Annotated in this window: 2 protein-coding genes and 1 pseudogene; all 3 read right to left on the reverse strand. The window is 44.1% G+C overall.

Annotated elements, in window-relative coordinates; all coding sequences use genetic code 11:
* Nucleotides 1-255, reverse strand: a pseudogene (locus AB4653_RS18305) (hypothetical protein); the annotation flags it as partial.
* 182 nt (nt 256-437) lie between these two features.
* A complete protein-coding gene (locus AB4653_RS18310) occupies nt 438-1,319 on the reverse strand; it encodes a DMT family transporter (RefSeq protein ID WP_009845791.1) in 882 nt (293 codons plus the stop codon).
* A 185-nt stretch (nt 1,320-1,504) separates the two neighbouring features.
* Complete coding sequence (locus tag AB4653_RS18315; RefSeq protein WP_032555086.1) at nt 1,505-2,836, reverse strand: MFS transporter; 1,332 nt, start codon at nt 2,834-2,836, stop codon at nt 1,505-1,507.
* Nucleotides 2,837-2,878 lie beyond the last annotated feature (42 nt).

Consider the following 2,878-nt stretch of genomic DNA (forward strand, 5'->3'; position numbering starts at 1 on the left):
CATCACTTGCTTCGAGCTGATGAAGTCGAAAAGCACGCTTCTATCGTCGGCGAGCAAATATTCGCTTCCCGTAATTAAAGACGAGTTAAATGCTTCTTCTTTATAGAATTCTTCGTTGTCTGCTTTCCATGATTCATGGAATTTCAGCACGACTTTTCTAAGCGATGCAATTTGAGCTTCATCGAAATAATTTCTGATAACAAAGTAACCATGTTCGTCGTAACGGTCACTTAATTGTTGGCTGTTTTCTACCACTGATTACCTTCGTTCATTCTTTGCTGTGTAATAACCACAGATTTCTTGGGCGCATAATGCCAGACAGTCGCCATTCAACCAAGTAACGAGTGCTCCATAACGAGGCGCGGTAGAGCTGAAAGGCATAGAGTTGCTGGATATATAGGCTGTCGAACGATTCAATTTACAGTCACATTATTAGCTCACTGCCACATTACCAATACCGCTGCGATAGAAAGCAAAACGAGCGCAAGAATGTCTTTGCGCGCGATGCTTTGCCCTAACCAGAAATAGGATATCAACACCATGAAGATCACTTCGACTTGCCCGAGTGTCTTTACGTACGGCACGGCTTGAAGCGACATCGCGCTAAACCAACCCAGAGAACCGATAACACTCGCTAAGCTTGTCATGATGACCAGTTTAGATTTCTTGAATATCTGGCGCAGCGTGTCGCGCTCTCTGAAAAAGAGATACGTACAGATAATGCATGTCTGAAGAGTTATCACCAAAAACAGCACCCAAGCAGCGCTATGAGGGAAGGGCAGCCCTATGCTCAAGCTTGCTTCACGTACCCAAAGAGACGTTAAAGCAAAAGCGGTACTACACGCCATACCTAGTAAGAACACTTTCGGAGACAAGCTTCGCCAACCAGAAGAACTACTCATGATTAGTACGCCTAACGTGCCAATAAGCACGCCAATCCAACCTGTTAATGTTAAAGCAGTTCCAAAAAACAATACGGATAACACAGCAGATACGGGGGCTTCACACTTGGCTAAGCCTGCTCCTATCGCATAGTTTTCGAGCTTAAATAACATCACCATTAAGCCCGTCGCGAGGATCTGCATAATGGCTGCTGCAATAATGTAGAAAACAAACTCACCCGAAAAATCAGGTGTGGATACTGGCTTCCATTGATAGAGGGCGCACAGATAAATTAAGGCGATTGGGCCTGCCCAGATAAAACGCGCCAGCGTCACACCAGCAACACTCATGGTGCCACTTAACTTGCTTTGAAAGGCATTGCGCCAAGATTGGCTGAAGGCTGCGAGAAGAGTAAAGGCTATCCAACTAAATGACATGACGCTTCCGTGTGTTATATAAAATTATGATTATATTAACAAATTTAACCAATAGAAGAAGGGGCTTGTTTGTTTATTGAGCGTCTATTTTCAGGCGATAGTCTATTTGGGGAAATCAGAACTTTGTGCGAGCTAACCTTTGAAGGGACTGCTCATTGAACTTCAACACAATATAGCTAGCCGCCTCAAAAGATCGGCTGTTTTTTGTTTTTGAAATAGAGCAACGCGCTAATCAAAACGAACAATAAGGTGAAGTAATAGAAAAACGAAGACAGTGAAGCTAAGAAAGCGAGGTTCTGTTCTATTTCTTGTTCGGTGTAGCCCTGAGACACCAGTTTATAGTAGTAAGCGTACAAAATGCCGATCAGCCCATATCCGAGATTAAACATCAGGCCTTTAAAGCTGAGGACAGTGGCTCGGTTGTGTGATTCGGTTTTTTTATTCAGGTGGTAGCTAATGAAAATGTTCATCGTCATGATAATAAAAATCAGTACTAGTGCTGGAATAACCCCGTAAATCGTCCAACCTAAACTGATCCAATAATAAGTCGCCATGCTTGCTAAACCCATAACCACAATGAAGGTTTTAGGCTCCATGCTTTCTGCTAGCCTACGGCTTTGCCCCGCCAATATGATTTTAAGCAAACTGATCCCCGCGCCAATAAAACCGAAGTAGATAATAGGAATATCGATGGCGAGATAATATTGGCTGTTCATGGTTAGGAACATTCTTGAGGTGTGTTCGAACAGGCTGTAATACAACAACATGAACAGCACGTAAGGCGTAGCAAGTACCCACTTACCTGTGTCAGCTGTTAATTTAAGGCTGGCGATGGTGGTTGCCAATTTGGTTTGGTCGCTTGGCATTACCTTTTTCTCTTCGCGCATATTAATCGCGGCATAGATGGCGATCATCGCTACAAATAGGGTGGCGAACACAGGAATACGCATCAGATCTTTAGTGCTTTCTGGTTCAGATAGTCCAAGGAAATGAAAGATGTTCGCCATAAAGTTCACGTCGTACATCGCCGCGCCAATTAGTGTGACAAAGATACCGACCGTTGAGGCGACACGAAGCTGAATTTGCAGCACTCGCGGCCACAACTCTTCATTGCCTTGTTCTTTTAAGGTGTCGTAAGCCAATGCCTCGTCAGCACCGCTGGCCAGTGCCATCGCTAAGCCGCTTAATATCCGGTTAACCAGAAACACAATGAAGACTAGATTGGCATCTCCAGTCGGAACAAGAGCAATCATGGCGATCTCAATGAACATCACAATTGAAGAGAGCACCACAAGCTTTTTGCGCCCTAAGGTATCGGCGAACGCGCCAGACGGTACTTCAGCAAGCACAATGGTGGCAGCCCACACTACATTGAGCATCGCGAATTGAGATAGGGTTAGCCCGTAATCTAAATAAAGTAGGGTGAATATAGGGTAGTAAAAACGCGCAAAGTAGCTGCTTCGAAACATCAAGAAGTAGCGGACATTGGGAATTTTAAGGATCTCTTTGGGCGTCATGATAATTTCAGTAATTTAGATAACACATCATTATGTATAACC

It is taken from the genome of Vibrio sp. 10N.222.48.A3 (genome assembly GCF_041475345.1).
Taxonomy (GTDB): Bacteria; Pseudomonadota; Gammaproteobacteria; order Enterobacterales; family Vibrionaceae; genus Vibrio; species Vibrio tasmaniensis_A.